Raw genomic sequence first — 17,715 nt, 5'->3', positions numbered from 1 at the left:
ACACTTCCTTAAGCTTTCGTAATGGGTGCAAACCTTGCCAGCAGGCGTTTAATGCCAGTCGGAGCTGGAAATGCAATATCCAGTTCCATCGCTTCTCCCTCTCCCTGCACTTTCACGACTGTACCTTCTCCCCATTTCTTATGCTTCGCTTTATCCCCAGGCTGCCAAGTGATTTTCTCTCCGCCAGTTGAAGGCTTTTCCTGTTTTTTTGCTGCACGTTTTTTGACTGGTGCAGCTGGAGATTGCCCAAGCGGGGTAGTTTCTCTTTTTTTATTGAAAAATGGCAGTGACTCTTTTTCTTCTTTTCCGTTTAAGAGTTCCTGAGGAATTTCATGGATGAACCGGCTGACTGGATTCATATTCGTCCGGCCATATAACGTACGCATCTTTGCATGGGTAAGGAACAGCTGACGTTCTGCTCTCGTAATTCCTACATAGGCGAGGCGCCGTTCTTCTTCCATTTCATCATCGTCCATCAAAGATCGCGTATGTGGAAAAACGTTCTCTTCCATTCCAATTAAAAATACGACCGGAAATTCCAGTCCTTTCGCTGAATGCAATGTCATTAAAGTAACCGTATCGTCGTTTGAAGGATCATCATTCATTGAATCAATATCTGCAATCAAAGCCAGATCTGTCAAAAAATTGATCAATGTTTTGTCTTCCGCCGTCTCTTCGAAGTTTTTTGTAACGGATTTAAATTCTTCAATGTTCTCAAGTCTGCTTTGGGATTCGAGACTTTTTTCATTCTTAAGCATCTCTTCATAGCCTGTAACTTCAATGACTTCGTTTACCATATCGGTTGCCGATAAAAACTCCTGCTGCTGAGTCCAATTTTTGATCATTTGATAAAAGCTCATAATTGATTTGGCTGCTTTTGCACTAACACCGACGAAGTCAATTTCAGCTGAAGCTTCATAAAGAGAAATGTCGTGAGCGGCAGCATATGCTTGTAGTTTATCCAGGCTCGTTTTTCCTACGCCCCTTTTAGGTTCATTGACGACACGCTGATAGCTGAGGTCATCATTCGGGTTCGCAATTAAGCGTAAATAAGCCAACAGGTCCTTGATCTCTTTTCGATCATAGAACTTCGTGCCTCCGATCATTTGATAAGGAACGCCTGCTTTTACAAACGTTTCCTCTATCGTTCTTGACTGAGCATTCGTACGATATAGTATAGCGGCATCTTTGTATTGAAAACGTCCTGATCTGACAAGATCCTCTATTTGGTCGGTGACATAAAGCGCTTCTTCCCGCTCAGTGCCAGCTTCTTTGTACTGGATCTTTTCGCCGCCGTTGTTATCGGTCCAAAGATTCTTCGCCTTTCTCCCGCTATTGTTGCCGATGACCTTGTTCGCTGCGTTCAGAATTAGTTCCGTTGATCGATAATTCTGTTCGAGAAGTATGGTACGCGCTTTTGGATAATCTTTTTCAAACGATAGAATATTGGTGATGTCAGCCCCTCGCCAGCGGTAAATCGACTGATCCGAATCACCCACAACACACAAGTTCTCAAAACGACTGGCTAAATACTTCACCAGCTGATATTGGGCGTGGTTCGTATCCTGATACTCGTCCACGTGGATATATTGAAAACGTCGCTGATAATATTCAAGAACTTCAGGAAGTCGTTCAAATAACGTAAGTGTCTGCATAATCAAATCGTCAAAATCGAGCGATTGGTTTTTACGCAGCTTCTTTTGATAGGCTTTGTAAATTTGAGCGATTTGTTCTTCATGGATATTGCCCGCATCACGTACGTGCTGCTCTGGAGTAATCAGCTCATTCTTTGCATTACTGATTGCACCGATCATGGCCCTCGGATCCCATTTCTTAGGGTCTAAGTTCAGTTCCTTTAATACTTGCTTGATCACAGACTGCTGATCGCTTGAGTCCAAAATGGAAAAATTACGATCATAGCCGATCCGGTCAATATCTCTTCTTAAAATTCGAACACACATCGAGTGAAAGGTGGACATCCATATCTTATCTGCGTCATTTCCGACCAATGACTCGACCCGCTCCTTCATTTCCCGCGCTGCTTTATTCGTAAAGGTAATCGCTAATACGTTTCTAGGAGAGACTCCTCTTTCCTGCAGTAAGTAAGCGATCCTGTGAGTCAAAACCCGGGTCTTTCCACTTCCGGCACCTGCCATAATGAGAAGAGGCCCTTCTGTATGGGTGACCGCATTTCTTTGCTGTTCGTTCAATCCTTTAACTAATGGGTGTAATGCTTGCGTCATCAAGGACACCTTCCTTTTTAAGTATTATTGCTTACACGCGTTCACCGTTTGTAACGCAGCTTGTACATCTTCATATATAATGTTACCGACGACGATAACGTCTGCATGTTTTTTCATAATCTTCGCCTGCTCAAGAGTTTCAATGCCTCCGCCGTAAAATAAGACCGTCTGTTCCAGCTCAGCGGCAACGTCACGCACTAATTCAGCATCTCCCCACGTACCGCTGTACTCTAAATAGAAAATAGGCAGGTTGAACATGTGCTCCGCCATTTTTGCATAGGCGAGGACATCCTCTTTAGAAGGAAGCTGACATTGTGCTGCTTCAAACACTTTGGCTTGTTCATTCATCACACAATAACCTTCGACCGCCATCTCTCTCCAGTCAATCCAGTCGCCGTACTCTTTGACCGCTTGATGCTGGATGTCCATGACATAGCGCTTTTCACGACTATTCAATACGAGAGGAATGAAATAGCCGTTAAAGCCAGGCATAATGGCTTCCATCGTAGAAACCTCAAGAATACATGTAATATCATATTTCTGAACTCTGTCCTGCAAATCGAACACATTATCAAATGTGATTCCGTCCGTTCCCCCTATGATAATGGCGTCTGTCCCTGATTCACAAAGGTCTTTTAAGTATCTTTCCTCTATTGATTTATTTGGATCCAGCTTGAACACATGGTTCCAATTTTTCACGTTCAACACGTCATATATTCCTCCAGAAGTTCCTTTAGTTCATTCATATATTATAGCAAACTTTAGCTATCTACATGAATCGATACGAGGGATTTTTGCAAAGAAAAAATGAAGGTTTTTGTTAGTAGTTTTTGATTGCGTGTCTCGTTTCATTTGAGGGGATAACGTTCTTCAGTGGTGAATTGTCGCGACTCCTCAGCCCAACCCTCCATCATCATTAAAAAACCGTCCTCACGGAAAGGACGGTTTCTCGTTCTATTCAGTTCTTTTTTCTTGGACACGATCCAATGCCAGAGTATATGCATCGTTCCCATAATTTAAGCACCGCTTAACTCTGGAAATTGTAGCTGTTGATGCTCCCGTTTCTGTTTCAATCTTATGATAAGTAAATCCTTCACGAAGCATCCTTGCGACTTCTAATCGCTGAGCGAGCGACTGGACCTCATTCATCGTCGCTAAATCGTCAAAAAACTCATAGCATTCCTCTACGTCCTTCAAAGATAAGATAGCTTCAAAAAGCTGATCCAATGTCTTTCCTCTTAATTTATCAATTTGCACTTGTTTGCCCTCCCCTTTTAATCCACTGTTACATGTCCTGTATTTTCCGGGATTACGTTCACCCAAATTCGGCCCGGCAGGAAATCAACAGGTTCGTCCTTTTTATACGGTAAAATCCTTCCGCCTACATTCTTCCATTCTACATTAATTTGTTCCCCATTTTGAAGTAAATATCCTTCCCCGCCAGAAGTAAGGTCGATTTCACGCCGACCTTTATCATCAACAACTTCATGGGACGTTTTTATAATAAAGACGTTCGAAAGTGAGATAGGTTCATCGTTTTCCGCGTCTATACTCGGAACCCCATTACTTGACCGCAAATACCGCCCGCGCTCTTCATCATAATCAAATGTCACGGTTTCTCCGGCATGGTAGGTAATGGTCACCTCTCCCGCAGGTTCTCCAGCTAAATGAATTCCTCCACTGAATGGTAAAGGCTCAATGTCTTTTTCACTATCATAGCCCTTATTTTCAAGAAACTGTTCAAAGCCGTCAGTTAATAAGTAAGAATTATGCGGAGCCTGCCGATCCGACGTCCGTCTGAAAAGAATACCATCATTATCGTACTTTGCCCCGTCAGCATAATCAATCCCGCTCGATTGAATGCCCTCATTAATGAAACCAGCAGCTCCGTGGTACGCGAATACAGCGTCGTATCCTCCGGCTATCTCAGCAAAATAGGGACGGGCACTGCGGATTGGGCCGACCTCTTCAGGCAACTCGCTTTGATACAGAGCAAGTAATCTTGTAATTTGACCTTCAGCCAGTATTTCGTAAACAATATCAGCCTTGCTTAAGCCTGATTGAGGACGCGCTTCTCTAGAGTTACTGACCATCACTGAAAACACTCGCTCGTCCACTTCATCCTCGGCAGGAATTCCCGTCAAAGGATAAACAGGGCCGGTCGTAATCCCTGAAGTTTTCTCTTTAGGATGCTCGTCCTCACTAGAACCATCACCGCTGCAAGCAGTCAACAACAAGAAAATCACTGCCGAGAAAATTACAATGAATTGTCTCATACCCCATACACCTTACTCTCTAAAGTTTTCTACTTTAGTCTATCGCATGATGGCGGGGTAGAGAACCTCATTCTTTTTCACATCGACAATACCGACTGGAGTGATCCTTATAAAAGGAAGGTGCATGGAAGATAAGAATAGTAAGGTATATACAGGATCACCATAAGTGTATCCGTATTTTTTAAGTATTTCTTTTAACTCTTTCTCCCTTTCCATAAGCTCTTCCATTGGAATATCTGTCATGACGCCTCCTAAAGATAGAGGAAGTTCATAAATGATTTCCCCATCATCTACCAGAACGATACCTCCGCCGATTTCCTTCAGTCGACGAAAGGCAAGCTTCATATCCGCCCTTGATTTACCAAGCAGAATTAAATCACCCGTGTTGGAATAGGAGCTGATCAACGCTCCCAGGGAATCGGTAAATCCTTTCAGCAGTGTATTGACTTTCCACTCCCCATCACGATCAATGAGCGTCAGAAATGCCTCATCGTTCTCAGCGGGAATCCGATCAACGGATGCATCAAGATCAAGCGCATAAGGTTTCATAATGACTTCATTGACCATTTCCATTCCAACAGGCATCGAGAATTGGAGATCATCATCCGTTATATCAAAAGAAAGAGACAGGGGCTCTAGACCATACGTTTCCCACGGGAAATCTTCATTTTTAGATACCAGCTTATCGTCTTTACGTACCCATTCACCTTTAGCTAAAACTGAGTGCGGATTAGGGTTGTCACGGCTTGATAAAAAGTTCAAGTGAGCGACACGACCTGGTGCCAGGCTCCCGAGGCGATCATCAATACCAAAGTGTCTCGCAGCTTGATAGGAACCCATCATATAAGCATCCACATCGTTGATTCCAGCTTCTAACGCGATTTTGATACACGGATTGATCACTCCTTCACGATAGAACCCAGGCGTAGATCCATCAGTCGTAAACATCACCCGATCATACTGCTGATGATTTTTCTCTATTAAACCTTTAAGGATATTTGGAAGATCTGGACGAATCGAAGAATGACGCAGTCCGGTTTGATATCCATGGGACAAACGCTCAATGACTTCATCAGCTGTCATGGATTCGTGCTCAGAATCTAAGCCGAGAAGCTTCATTTTCACTAAAGTTTTCCACGAGGCTCCGGGTAGATGACCTTCCATCGGTTTACGGGATCGCTTTGTTTCCTGCATCCAGTGAAGCATTTGATCATCACCGCCATAAAGCACATCAGGCCAGGCGGTCAATTCACCGCCTTGAATAACTGCGTCATGCTGCAGCCATGACAGCACCTGTTCCTCAAACTCTTCCTGTTCACCGTCATGAAGAGCAGACTGAGAATCGAAGCGGGCCCACCAGTACATAGAAGCGGACACATTCATAAATTCTTCTAATAAAGAAAAAGCTTTTTCTTTATCGGTTAACAATAACCACATCAAGTTATCGTTGATCAAAGTAGTCGTCCCGGTCCCAGCTGCATATTCAGCGAGACTACGGGGATTATATAACTGAAAAGGATGAGCGTGAGGCTCAATATAGCCTGGAACGATATAGCTCTCGCTGCCATCTATAATTTCTGTCCCTTCCGTTGAAGGCGGCCATTCTGGACCAGAGTAGATAATGCGATCGTTGTAGATCCATATATGACCTTGCATCCATTGCTTGAGATAGACATTTAAATAAGTAGTGTTTTTAATCAGTTTTGTTGGTGCTAGCTTCCCATCTACAACAGCCGTATGTTCCCTAAGCTGTCGATTACGCCAGCGAAAGCGTTGCTCGTTCATGAAGCTGCCTCCCTGATTCATTTTTTCTATCGTAACACACCATGATACCGTTCGCATAAAGAAAAGCGGAGGCGGTCGGTTAGACACGACATGCATAAGCAAAATCCCGTAATCGGGCGATCTTTCCCGGTGAAGGGAGATTGCTTATGTCAAGAGTGTCTGGCCACCGGAGCTGGACATTAGAAAAGCGGAGGCGAGGGGTCAGGACCGTACGCATAAGCAAAACAACGGAGTGAAGCGCTTTTCCTTCACGCAGAATTTACAACGTGATAAAAAAGCCAGAAAATAAAAAAAGGCGGGAAGCCCCGCCTGATCATGTAAAGGATGTTGTATGATATGGATTTTTTGGAATACTTGACTGACGTAGGCTTCGTCATTTCGGTAATTATCGGAACAGTAGCAGCTTTACTCTACGTTTTGATCCGCCGCAATAATAGCTGACTTCCCGATATCGTTCCTGTAAAAGAAGTCTTCCGTTTCGTCAAAAACTTTTAAAGCTTTATTGACACTTTGAAGGGCGCTGGCTAAATCGGGAGCTTTCGTGCCGAACAGTAGAACTCGGCCTCCGTCAGAGACATAACCGTCATTAACCTTTTTCGTACCGGCATGTACAGCAAATAGTCCGCTTTCTTCAGACCATTCAGGTAAAGCTATCCCTTTTTTATAGCTTCCCGGGTAACCGGCTGAAGCGACAACCACGCCTGCACAAGCTTGGTCTGCCCACTGGAGCTGTGGATTTTTACGGTCCAGTACGTCAAGGACGACTTGAACTAAATCATTTTCCAGCAGGGGCAGGACAACCTGTGTTTCCGGGTCTCCAAATCTTGCGTTGAATTCGATGACTTTTGGACCTTTGGCTGTCTGGATAAGTCCTGCATATAGAATACCTGTAAATGTACGCCCCTCCTCTACTAAAGCGGAGGCTGTTTTTTGTAAGATTGATTCTACGGCGAATTGATAGGATTGTTCAGGCAAGTCCGGTGCGGGAGCAAACGCCCCCATGCCTCCTGTATTTGGTCCTTGATCCCCTTCATAAGCACGCTTATGATCTTTGGCTGTCACCATAGGATAGACGTTCTCGCCATTAACGAATGCCATCAGGGAAAATTCGGCACCTTCTAAAAATTCTTCGACGACTATTTCCTGACTGGCTTCTCCGAATTGCCCATCTAACAGCATATCCTCGACGGCTTCTAATGCCTGGTCAATTGTCTCAGCTACCACTACACCTTTACCGGCGGCCAGTCCGTCTGCTTTCACAACAATCGGTGCGCCTTTTGCCCGAATATATTCTTTCGCTTGTTCAGCATCTGTAAACGCTTCGTAATCAGCGGTAGGAATGCTGTATTTTTTCATGATTTGTTTAGCAAAATGTTTGCTTCCTTCAATGAGAGCGGCGGCTTTTGAAGGACCGAATACGAGCAATCCCGCTTCTTGGAAACGATCGACAATCCCATCCAACAAAGGGTTCTCAGGGCCTACAAAGGTCAGGTCCACTTTATTTTCTTTAGCAAAAGTGATGAGCTCGTCATGATTTGTTTCTGGTATCGCTACACATTCCGCCTCTCGTTCCATACCTGCATTACCTGGAGCAGCGTATAGGTTGGTCACTTGAGGACTTTGGGAAAACTTTTGTATGAGGCTATGCTCGCGCCCGCCTCGTCCGATCACTAGAACTTTCATGTCGTTTCACTCCTTCACTTAGTGTTTGAAATGACGCATTTTCGTAAACACCATGGCTATGCCATGCTTGTTGCAAGCATCAATGGAATCCTGGTCACGCTTAGAGCCTCCCGGCTGGATAATGGCTGTGATTCCTGCTTCAGCAGCGGCTTCGACCGTATCCGGCATTGGGAAAAAGGCATCGGAAGCCATGATGGCGCCATTTGCTTGATCGCCTGCTTGTTCAAAAGCGATTTTAGCAGCACCGACTCGATTCATCTGGCCTGCGCCTACACCGACGGTCTGATCGGACTTCGCTGCAACAATTGCGTTCGATTTAACATGTTTCACTACTTTCCATCCAAGCTCTAAATCTTTGAGCTCCTGTTCAGTCGGCTGACGCTCAGTGGCTACTTCAAGTTCTACGTCTTCAAGAGTCCCTTCATCCGTATCTTGAACGAGCATGCCTCCGCTTACTGACGTCAATTTATGAGTCTGGCTTTCGGGCTTCTTCATATCCGCTTTCAGCACACGTAAGTTCTTCTTCTTAGTCAAAATATCGAGCGCTTCTTTGCTGTATGACGGAGCGATAACAATCTCCAGGAAAATTTCCTTGAGCTTGGCTGCGGTTTGTTCATCGACTTCACGATTAAGAGCTACTATTCCACCAAAAATAGATACAGGATCTCCTGCGTAGGCTTTGCCATACGCTTCAGAAATAGTCTCCCCTGTCCCTACTCCGCAAGGATTCATGTGCTTCACAGCTACGGCCGCTGGTTCACTGAACTCTAATACTACATCTAAAGCGGCGTTGGCATCCTGGATATTATTATAAGAAAGCTCTTTACCGTTCAACTGCTCAGCGTTAGCCAACGATGCACCATTGTAATTCGCTTTCTTATAGAAGGCAGCAGTTTGATGAGGGTTTTCTCCATAACGTAGGGATTGAACTTTTTCATATGTAACGGTGTAGGTTTCAGGGTACGCTTCCTCTGTTACGTCAGCGAAGTATTCTGCAATCATAGCGTCATAGTTTGCAGTATGGCGGAACACTTTGGCTGCCAGTTTTTTGCGGGATTCGAAGGATAGGTCACCAGCTTTAAGACTACTGACGACTTCAGGATAGTCTTCTGGATCGACGACAACGGCTACATCCTCAAAGCTTTTTGCTGCAGAGCGAAGCATCGTCGGGCCGCCGATATCAATGTTTTCGATCGCATCTGCTTCTGTCACATCCGGTTTTGCAATCGTTTCTTTAAAAGGGTATAGATTAACTGCGACTAGATCGATAGTTCCGATCTTCAGTTCATCCAGCTGACGCATATGCTCCTCGTTGCTGCGCTTAGCCAGTAATCCACCATGTACAGAGGGGTGAAGTGTTTTAACGCGTCCGTCCATAATTTCAGGAAACTCTGTTATTTCTGAAATAGAAAGTACGGGAAGCCCTGCTTCTTCAATCGCACGTTTGGTGCCTCCAGTAGAGATCAGCTCATAGCCAAGATCGATGAGCCCTTTCGCAAATTCACTTAATCCTTCTTTATTGGATACGCTCAGTAATGCACGTTTCATTTTGCTTCCTCCTTGATAAGTAGAGATTGGATAACTTGAGGATAGAGCTGATGCTCCACGGCTTGAATCTTGCGTCGGACCTCATCCTTTGTATCTTCTTCTGAAATCGATAGCGCTTCCTGCGCGATGATTGGGCCGGTGTCCATGCCGTCATCTACGAAGTGAACGGTTACGCCCGTCACTTTGACCTTTTTATCAATAGCTTGTCCGATCGCATCCTTGCCTGGAAATGCGGGCAGGAGGGATGGGTGGATGTTGATGATGCGCTTGGGGTAAGCTTCAAGCAAGGTAGAACCGATCAGCCTCATGTACCCTGCAAGGATGATCCATTCGACGTCTCTTGCCTGGCAGTCGGCCAGCAGGGCTTTCTCGAATTCTGCTTTGTTTTCGAATGATTTCGGGTTGAAAACGACGGTGTCTACGTTACGTTTCTGGGCTTTTTCGATTACTGCCGCATTAATTTTATCTGAAACGAGTAGTGTGACGTCCGCATTTAAAGTTCCTTTATCGCAGGCTTCCATTATAGCATCGAAATTCGAGCCTGTGCCTGAAGCGAATACGGCTATTTTGTTACTCATGACCATTGAATTCCTTCTTCGGCTGTGACATGTCCTATTCGGACGGCTTCTTCTCCTTGTTCTTTCAAGGATTGAAGGGCTGCTTCCACGTCTGCTTCAGGAACTGCCGCAACCATCCCTATTCCCATGTTGAAGACGCCAAACATATCTTCCGTCGATAATCCGCCTTGCTTCTGCAAAAAGCTGAAAATCTCTGGTGTCGTCCAGCTTTGAGTTTCGATGGCAGCACCTAACCCTTCAGGCAGTGCCCGGGGAATATTTTCGTAAAAGCCTCCGCCTGTAACGTGAGCGAGTCCTTTCACCTCGACAGCAGCTTTCAATGCTTGAATCGCCTTCGTATATATTTTCGTCGGTGTTAAAAGTACCTCTCCTAATGGCCGGGAAAAAGAGCCATACTTTTGGGTAAGATCCAGATGTTCTTCTTCAATTATACGGCGTACAAGGGAAAACCCATTGGAATGCACACCGGTGGAAGGTAAGCCGATTAAAACATCGCCCGGCTTAATTTGTTCTCCAGTGATCAATTTATCTTTATCGGCCATTCCTACGACAAAACCAGCCAGGTCATACTCTTCGGGGTCATACATGCCTGGCATTTCAGCTGTCTCTCCGCCGACAAGCGCACAGTTAGACTGTTCGCACCCATCCGCTATCCCTTTGACGATTTGTTCGATTTTCTCTGGTTCGTTTTTTCCACAAGCGATATAGTCGAGAAAAAGGAGCGGATCGGCGCCCTGAGCCACGATATCGTTCACACACATGGCGACCACGTCGATACCTATTGTATCGTGCTTGTCCATTTCAAAGGCAAGCTTAAGCTTCGTGCCGACTCCGTCCGTTCCTGTAACGAGCACGGGATGCTGATAAGTCATGGAGCTGATGTCAAATAGACCGGCAAAAGATCCTAGTCCGCCAATGACTTCAGGACGCATCGTGCGTGCTACGTGTTTTTTCATGAGATCGACAGCTTGATAACCAGCTTCTACATCGACACCGGCTTTTTTATATGATTGGCTCATTATGGCTCCTCCTTCTCCTACGCTTTTTCATAGGGTGGAATGGTATTCGGATAAATTTCTGTTGGGTAATTACCGGTAAAGCATGCGGCACAGCCTCCGTGATTCAAGGATTCCTCTCCTTGATAAATGGCATCATTTAAGCCATCGACCGTCAGATAGGCTAAGCTGTCCGCTCCTATTTGTTCTTCGATTTCTTCTACTGTATTGTTCGATGCGATCAGCTCGCCGCTGGTTGAAGTATCAATCCCGTAATAACATGGGTTTTGAATCGGGGGTGAAGCGATTCGCACGTGCACTTCAGTGGCGCCGGCTTCTTTTAGTAATTGAACTATTCTGCGGCTCGTCGTTCCACGGACAATCGAATCGTCGACCATGACGACACGCTTTCCTTCAACGATTCCCCTTACGGCGGATAGCTTCATTTTCACACCCTGCTCCCGCAATTCCTGAGAAGGCTGGATAAAGGTTCGACCGACATAACGGTTTTTAATCAATCCAAGCTCATAAGGGATGCCTGACGCTTCTGCATATCCGATGGCTGCAGAAATACTGGAATCAGGTACACCGGTTACAACATCAGCTTCAATTGGGGCTTCAGCTGCTAACGTTTTCCCCATACGCTTCCTTGAAGCATGAACGTTTTTGCCGTCCAGGTTACTGTCCGGACGTGAGAAATAAACATATTCCATTGAGCAAAGAGTACGTTGAATTGGTGCAGAAAACCGCTGGGACTGAATGCCGTTTTTATCAATAATCAGCAGTTCTCCAGGCATGACTTCACGTTCATACGTAGCACCAATCACGTCAAATGCACAGGTTTCTGAGGAGATGCACCAGGCGTCCCCTAAATATCCAATGCTGATTGGACGCAGTCCACGCGGATCATTCGCTACATATATTTTGTTTTCTGTCATCATTAAGAAGGCATAGGCACCTTTAATCATGGACAACGCCTGGCAAATCGCTTCGTCCATCGGCAGGTGACCCGCACGTTTAATTAAGTGAGCCACTACTTCTGTATCTGAGGTAGTCTGCATAATGGACCCTTGAGCCTCAAGCTGACTTTTCAAAGCCTGGGCATTTACAAGGTTTCCGTTATGAGCCAAAGCGAGTCCGCCGGTCTGGGAACGGAACATGAGCGGCTGGATGTTTTCGTAACTACCGTCTCCTGCTGTCGCGTATCGAACGTGCCCGATGGACGAATGGCCGCCTAATTCATTTAAACGATCTTGCGGGAAAACTTCAGAAATCAACCCGTGACCTTTGGCAACTTTCATATGCTCGCCATCACTCGTTACGATTCCAGCACCTTCTTGACCTCGGTGCTGCAGCGCATGAAGTCCATAATACGTAAGCTGGGCAGCATCCTGGTGTCCAAATACGCCGAATATTCCGCATTCTTCGTTTAGTCCTTTGATTTCACCAAGCATGGAATAGCTCCTTTCCATAGTTGTTCCAGAGTTTGTGTTTGCTCTTCCACGACGGTTTCCCCTTCGGACTGGACGTGATACACCCCGTCCCCTGTCACTTTCCCAAGCAGGGTTGCGTCTTCAATCTGTTGTTCGAACGCTTTTTGATTTTCCGGTTTAACTGAGACCAAAAAGCGGGACTGAGTTTCTGAAAATAAAGCTGATGTCCGGTCTCCCTGGATCGTCACTTCACATCCAAGTCCGTTGGCAAATAAGCTCTCAGCTAATGCAACGGCCAGACCGCCCTCGGCTAAATCATGGGCTGATTCAATGATCCCTTGTTGGATCGCTGTCAGTAATTGACTTTGACGAATACCTTCTACTTCCAAATCCAGTTGTGGCGCTTTTCCAAAATGACGATCTTCCAGCATGCCTTGCAGCTCACTGCCGCCGAATTCCGGTTTCGTTTCACCGATGACATAAATAAGGTCATCCGCATTTTTCATGTGAGATTGTGTAATGTGGTCTGTCTTTTCAATGAGACCGACCATTCCGACAACCGGTGTAGGATATATCGCCTGGCCGCCAAACGATTCGTTATAGAGAGAAACATTCCCGCTGATCACTGGAGCGCTCAGCTTACGACACGCTTCGCTCATACCTTCTACACTTTTCTCCATCTGCCAGAAAATTTCCGGATTTTCCGGCGAACCGAAGTTCAAGCCATCCGTAATTCCTAGTGGACGTCCGCCTGAACACACGATATTGCGCGCTGCTTCTGCGACGGCGATTTTACCGCCTGTTTCCGGATCCAAATAGATATATCGGGAATTGCAATCCGTTGTCATCGCAAGTGCTTTTTCGGTTCCGCGCACACGAATGACGGCAGCATCAGAGCCTGGAGTAACGACGGTATTCGTTTGAACCATCGAATCATACTGATCGTATACCCACTCTTTACTAGCTATTGTTGGCTGCTGCAATAGATTTTTCAGAGTCTCTTTATAGTCTGTAATTTCAGGAACGTAATTCTCCATTTCCTGATACTCCTGGAAATAATCCGGTATCTTTGATGGCTGATGATACACTGGCGCATCTTCAGCGAGGGAATCGACGGGAACATCTGCAACGATTTCTCCGTGATGTTCAAGACGGAAGCGCTGGTCATCTGTCACTTCTCCTACAGATACTGCTTCCAAATCATACTTACGGAAGACTTCAGCGATCTCCTCTTCTCTGCCTTTTTCTACGACGAGAAGCATACGTTCTTGCGATTCTGAAAGCATCATTTCGTAAGCTGTCATATTTTTTTCTCGTTGAGGAACTAAGTTCATGTTCATAAGCATGCCAGTACCTGCTTTACTTGCCATTTCACTGGCAGAAGAAGTTAGTCCGGCTGCCCCCATATCCTGGATGCCTACAAGTGCTTCATGATGAATGACTTCAAGACAAGCCTCGATAAGAAGCTTTTCCATAAATGGATCGCCGACTTGAACAGAAGGGCGTTTTTCTGCCGACTCCTCCGTCAGCTCTTCCGAAGCAAATGTAGCTCCGTGGATACCATCACGTCCGGTTTTAGCACCTACATACATGACGGTATTGCCGATTCCTGCTGCGATCCCTTTTTGAATATCCTTATGGTCGATCAATCCAACACACATGGCGTTTACGAGCGGGTTGCCGTTATAAGCATTATCGAATTGAACTTCCCCGCCAACGGTAGGAACGCCGACACAATTTCCATATCCTGCAATTCCATGAACAACCTCTTCAAATAAAAACTTCACCCGTGGCTGTTTCAAAGAGCCGAAACGGAGAGAGTTCAAAATGGCTACTGGACGAGCGCCCATTGAAAAGACGTCCCTCAGAATCCCTCCGACACCGGTAGCTGCACCTTGATACGGTTCCACGGCTGATGGATGGTTGTGACTCTCTACTTTAAAGACGACGGCTTGCTCGTCTCCGATATCTATTATTCCAGCGCCTTCACCGGGACCTTGCAGTACTTGAGGTCCTTCTGTAGGGAATTTTCTCAGTAGAGGTTTTGAATTTTTGTAGCTGCAGTGTTCAGACCACATAACAGAGAAAAGCCCAGTTTCCGTGTAGTTCGGGCGGCGGCCAAGAATTTCTGTAATCGAGCGGAATTCTTCGTCACTTAAGCCCATTTCTTTATATAATTGCTGCTGTTCAATTTGTTCAGGGCTGATCTCAAGCTTTGATGGCATGCTTATCCCTCCAATGAGTAAGAATCGACTGGAATAGACGAAGACCGTCTTTTGTTCCAACAAGTGAATCAACGGCACGTTCCGGGTGCGGCATCATCCCCAGTACATTTCCTTGTTCATTCGTAATGCCGGCAATATCGGCCACCGATCCATTCGGGTTATTTTTATAAGTGAAAGTGATCTGATTGTTAGCTTTCAATTTCTTGAAAGTTGCTTCATCGCAATAATAATTTCCGTCACCGTGGGCGATAGGAATGTCGATTTCTTCTTGATCACTGTAATGGTTTGTAAACATAGTGTCCGAATTTTCTACCGTCAAGGTTTCGTAATGGCACATGAATTTCAAGTGTTTGTTCGGAAGCATCGCTCCTGGCAGCAGCCCCATTTCAAGCAGCACCTGGAATCCGTTACAGACGCCAAGAATCGGCTTGCCTGCTTCAGCCGCTTCACGGATTTGGTCAATCACACCCGAAGTGGAGGCGATTGCGCCTGAACGCAAGTAGTCACCATAAGAGAATCCACCTGGCAGAAGGATGGCATCATAATCGGATAAATCAGCTTCCTGATACCAGACAAGATCTGCCTGTTCACCTAGACCTTCAGTGATTGCATAAAACATATCTCGGTCACAATTGGACCCTGGAAAAACTACAACAGCGAATTTCACTTAAACGGCCTCCTCGATCGTATACGAATAATCTTCAATTACTGGGTTAGCTAATAACTGATCACACATTTTGTCAACTTGCTGTTCGATATTGTCTGAATCCTCAAGCATAACTTCCATATACTTTCCAATACGCACGTCTGCTACGTTGTTATATTCGAGTGAATGTAACGAGTTCTGTACAGCCTTCCCTTGTGGATCGAGTACGCCTTCTTTGAGAGTGATGTAAATCTTTACTTTGCGCATGTGTTCTCCTCCAGTCGTTTTAAAATGTTTTCGTATACTGAGATTAAATCGCCTAACCCTTCACGGAATACGTCTTTATCCATCTTCTCTCCTGTATTTTCATCCCATAAACGGCATGTATCCGGTGAGATTTCGTCAGCGAGTACGATGGTTCCATCGGCTAACCGGCCGAATTCCAATTTGAAATCAACAAGCTGCAGGCCGGACTGCTTGAACAATGTCTGTAAATGTCCGTTCACTTCTAATGCCTTATCCTTAATAGATTTAAGCTCATTTTCTGTTACATCCGTAAGGTGCAGCGCATGCTGGTCATTTAAGATCGGGTCATCTAATTCATCTTTTTTATAAAAAAGTTCGACGAGCGGTGGAGAGAATTCCAGCTTTTCCTCAATACCCAGCCTTCTCGTAATACTTCCAGCTGCAACGTTGCGGACAACGACTTCCAGGGGAATGATCGTCGTCTTTGCGACAAGCTGCTCCGTGTCATTCAACGCTTTTATAAAGTGTGACGAAAGATTCTGCTGCTGCAGATATTCAAAAATTCTTGAGGTGATCAAATTGTTCAGGCGTCCTTTGCCTTCAAATTGATCTTTTTTCTTACCATTGAATGCAGTAGCATCATTTTTATAAGACAAAACCAGCTGTTCCGGCTCGTTATCAACGTGATACACTTTCTTCGCTTTACCTTCATATAAAAGAGAACCCTTCATTAGAAACACCTCGCGTTTGGAATTTTTGTCAGGAAAGACCGATACGATCAAAAATGCGGTCCACTTGCTTTAAGTGGTGCTTGTAATCGAAGCAAGCATCGATTTGTTCTTTAGATAAGGCGCTCGTAATCTTGTCATCTGCTTCGATAAGATCACGGAATGGAACACCGCGCTCCCAAGCTTCCATGGCTTTAGGCTGAACGAGGTCGTACGCTTCCTCACGGACAAACCCTTCATCAATCAGGGTAAGCAGGACACGCTGTGAGAAAATCAGGCCGTACGTTTTTTCCATGTTTTCCTGCATGCGCTCTGGGAAAACCGTTAAGTTCTTCACGATATTTCCGAAACGATTGAGCATATAGTTCAAAGCAATCGTGGCATCCGGTAAAATGACACGCTCTGCTGAAGAGTGGGAAATGTCACGCTCATGCCATAATGGAACATTTTCAAAAGCTGTCAGCATTTCACCGCGCAGCACGCGTGCCATTCCGGTCATATTCTCTGACCCGATCGGATTGCGTTTATGCGGCATGGCTGAAGATCCTTTTTGACCTTTCGCAAAAAATTCTTCGACTTCGCGTGTTTCCGTCTTTTGCAGGCCGCGGATTTCTACAGCGATTTTTTCAACGGAGGATGCGATCAAAGCAAGGGTTGAAACATAATGAGCATGGCGGTCTCTCTGCAGCGTCTGTGTGGAAACCGGCGCAGCTTCCAGCCCAAGCTTTTCACACACGTATTGCTCAACAAATGGATCGATGTTGGCGTATGTACCAACAGCTCCTGACAGCTTTCCAACTTCGATGTGCTTGATTGCAAGATCAAGACGCTCAAGATTACGTTTCATTTCTTCATAATAAAGGGCTAGTTTCAATCCGAAGGTCGTCGGCTCGGCATGAACCCCGTGTGTACGTCCCATCATAACGGTATGCTTATGCTCGCGGGCTTTATCGGCTATAATGTCGATGAAATTCACTAAATCCTTGCGAATGATTTCGTTAGCTTGCTTAAGCTGATAAGAAAGGGCCGTATCTACCACATCAGTCGACGTTAGTCCGTAGTGGACCCATTTACGTTCTTCACCGACCGTTTCAGATACAGCTCTTGTAAAAGCAACGACATCATGACGAGTTTCGGCTTCGATTTCGTGAATACGATCGATATTGAACGAAGCTCCCTTACGCAGCTTAGCCACATCCTCTTTAGGAATAACTCCAAGCTCGCTCCATGCCTCACAGGCTAAGATTTCTACTTCCAGCCACGCCTGGTAACGGTTTTCTTCTGTCCAAATCGCACCCATTTCAGGTCTTGTATAACGTTCAATCATTC

General features: G+C 45.5%; 16 protein-coding genes. 1 reads left to right on the top strand and 15 read right to left on the bottom strand.

Features of this window, described 5'->3' with window-relative positions:
- Positions 1 to 8 precede the first annotated feature (8 nt).
- The 5 genes from pcrA to O2Q26_RS06030 form a co-directional block, all read right to left on the bottom strand.
- Positions 9 to 2,243: a DNA helicase PcrA gene (pcrA, locus tag O2Q26_RS06050; RefSeq protein WP_289215034.1), complete on the bottom strand. Its 2,235-nt coding sequence runs from the start codon at positions 2,241 to 2,243 to the stop codon at positions 9 to 11.
- A 24-nt stretch (positions 2,244 to 2,267) separates the two neighbouring features.
- Positions 2,268 to 2,951 (bottom strand): heptaprenylglyceryl phosphate synthase, encoded by a 684-nt coding sequence (gene pcrB / locus O2Q26_RS06045; protein WP_289215033.1) that lies wholly within the window; start codon positions 2,949 to 2,951, stop codon positions 2,268 to 2,270.
- Between the two features lie 246 nt (positions 2,952 to 3,197).
- Positions 3,198 to 3,500 carry a YerC/YecD family TrpR-related protein gene (locus O2Q26_RS06040; RefSeq protein ID WP_101845825.1) on the bottom strand — a complete coding sequence of 101 codons (303 nt, stop codon included), beginning with the start codon at positions 3,498 to 3,500 and terminating at the stop codon, positions 3,198 to 3,200.
- 17 nt (positions 3,501 to 3,517) lie between these two features.
- The gene (locus O2Q26_RS06035; RefSeq protein ID WP_289215032.1) at positions 3,518 to 4,519 is read right to left on the bottom strand and encodes a DUF3048 domain-containing protein; all 1,002 of its coding nucleotides are present in this window, start codon (positions 4,517 to 4,519) and stop codon (positions 3,518 to 3,520) included.
- A gap of 39 nt (positions 4,520 to 4,558) precedes the next feature.
- Positions 4,559 to 6,304, bottom strand: coding sequence for an adenine deaminase C-terminal domain-containing protein (locus O2Q26_RS06030; protein WP_289215031.1), 1,746 nt, complete (start codon positions 6,302 to 6,304; stop codon positions 4,559 to 4,561).
- Between the two features lie 324 nt (positions 6,305 to 6,628).
- Here O2Q26_RS06030 and O2Q26_RS19040 point away from each other — a divergent pair, with 324 nt between their 5' ends.
- Positions 6,629 to 6,745, top strand: a complete 117-nt coding sequence (locus O2Q26_RS19040; RefSeq protein WP_352232216.1) for an EYxxD motif small membrane protein — start codon at positions 6,629 to 6,631, stop codon at positions 6,743 to 6,745.
- Here the strand turns inward: O2Q26_RS19040 and purD are convergent.
- Genes purD through purB form a run of 10 tightly spaced genes read right to left on the bottom strand, consistent with a single transcriptional unit; the run spans position 6,710 to position 17,713 of the window.
- On the bottom strand, positions 6,710 to 7,987 hold the full coding sequence (gene purD / locus O2Q26_RS06025) for a phosphoribosylamine--glycine ligase (protein WP_289215030.1): 1,278 nt from the start codon (positions 7,985 to 7,987) through the stop codon (positions 6,710 to 6,712). The genes O2Q26_RS19040 and purD overlap by 36 nt on opposite strands.
- Positions 7,988 to 8,005: 18 nt before the next feature.
- Positions 8,006 to 9,535 carry a bifunctional phosphoribosylaminoimidazolecarboxamide formyltransferase/IMP cyclohydrolase gene (gene purH, locus O2Q26_RS06020; protein ID WP_289215029.1) on the bottom strand — a complete coding sequence of 510 codons (1,530 nt, stop codon included), beginning with the start codon at positions 9,533 to 9,535 and terminating at the stop codon, positions 8,006 to 8,008.
- A complete protein-coding gene (gene purN / locus O2Q26_RS06015; RefSeq protein ID WP_289215028.1) occupies positions 9,532 to 10,113 on the bottom strand; it encodes a phosphoribosylglycinamide formyltransferase in 582 nt (193 codons plus the stop codon). Before purN ends, purH begins: the two co-directional genes overlap by 4 nt.
- Positions 10,110 to 11,132: a phosphoribosylformylglycinamidine cyclo-ligase gene (gene purM, locus O2Q26_RS06010; protein WP_289215027.1), complete on the bottom strand. Its 1,023-nt coding sequence runs from the start codon at positions 11,130 to 11,132 to the stop codon at positions 10,110 to 10,112. Before purM ends, purN begins: the two co-directional genes overlap by 4 nt.
- 17 nt (positions 11,133 to 11,149) lie before the next feature.
- Entirely contained in the window at positions 11,150 to 12,562 is a 1,413-nt protein-coding gene (purF, locus tag O2Q26_RS06005) for an amidophosphoribosyltransferase (RefSeq protein ID WP_289215026.1), read from the bottom strand.
- Positions 12,538 to 14,766: a phosphoribosylformylglycinamidine synthase subunit PurL gene (gene purL, locus O2Q26_RS06000; protein WP_289215025.1), complete on the bottom strand. Its 2,229-nt coding sequence runs from the start codon at positions 14,764 to 14,766 to the stop codon at positions 12,538 to 12,540. Before purL ends, purF begins: the two co-directional genes overlap by 25 nt.
- Positions 14,750 to 15,433 carry a phosphoribosylformylglycinamidine synthase subunit PurQ gene (gene purQ / locus O2Q26_RS05995; RefSeq protein WP_289215024.1) on the bottom strand — a complete coding sequence of 228 codons (684 nt, stop codon included), beginning with the start codon at positions 15,431 to 15,433 and terminating at the stop codon, positions 14,750 to 14,752. The genes purL and purQ overlap by 17 nt, the downstream gene beginning before the upstream one ends.
- Positions 15,434 to 15,679: a phosphoribosylformylglycinamidine synthase subunit PurS gene (purS, locus tag O2Q26_RS05990; RefSeq protein WP_253933961.1), complete on the bottom strand. Its 246-nt coding sequence runs from the start codon at positions 15,677 to 15,679 to the stop codon at positions 15,434 to 15,436. It abuts the gene before it with no gap.
- Positions 15,667 to 16,389 carry a phosphoribosylaminoimidazolesuccinocarboxamide synthase gene (gene purC / locus O2Q26_RS05985; RefSeq protein ID WP_289215023.1) on the bottom strand — a complete coding sequence of 241 codons (723 nt, stop codon included), beginning with the start codon at positions 16,387 to 16,389 and terminating at the stop codon, positions 15,667 to 15,669. The genes purS and purC overlap by 13 nt, the downstream gene beginning before the upstream one ends.
- A gap of 28 nt (positions 16,390 to 16,417) precedes the next feature.
- Positions 16,418 to 17,713 carry an adenylosuccinate lyase gene (gene purB, locus O2Q26_RS05980; RefSeq protein ID WP_289215022.1) on the bottom strand — a complete coding sequence of 432 codons (1,296 nt, stop codon included), beginning with the start codon at positions 17,711 to 17,713 and terminating at the stop codon, positions 16,418 to 16,420.
- Between the last annotated feature and the right edge of the window lie 2 nt (positions 17,714 to 17,715).

Source organism: Halobacillus campisalis (assembly GCF_030345335.1).
Lineage (GTDB): Bacteria > Bacillota > Bacilli > Bacillales > Halobacillaceae > Halobacillus_A > Halobacillus_A campisalis.
Note: the sequence above shows the minus strand (reverse complement) of the source record. Positions and strands in the feature narration are given on the sequence as shown.